Annotated in this window: 1 rRNA gene; it reads right to left on the bottom strand. The window is 48.3% G+C overall.

What is annotated here, in order from left to right:
• Positions 1 to 150: 150 nt before the first annotated feature.
• A 23S ribosomal RNA gene (locus tag JOY50_RS29450) occupies positions 151 to 230 on the bottom strand; the annotation flags it as partial.

Genomic DNA, 230 nt, shown 5'->3' with positions numbered 1-230 from the left:
CTCTATGGTCGTCAAGAAATTCTGTAGCCAGAATGCCCAGATGGACAGCCCAGCGAATTCGGATATGCGATATTTGTGGTTTGTTGCGAACTTTCGGTTCGTGTCATCTTCACCACCGCAATCTGCGCTAGCAAATTGCTTGGGTGTTATATGGTCAAGCCTCACGGGCAATTAGTATTGGTTAGCTCAACGCCTCACAGCGCTTACACACCCAACCTATCAACGTCGTA

The organism is Pseudomonas sp. BP01 (assembly GCF_022760795.1).
Classification (GTDB): Bacteria; Pseudomonadota; Gammaproteobacteria; order Pseudomonadales; family Pseudomonadaceae; genus Aquipseudomonas; species Aquipseudomonas putida_Q.
The sequence above is the reverse complement of the archived record's forward strand: the minus strand, read 5'-3'. Positions and strand labels throughout refer to the sequence as shown.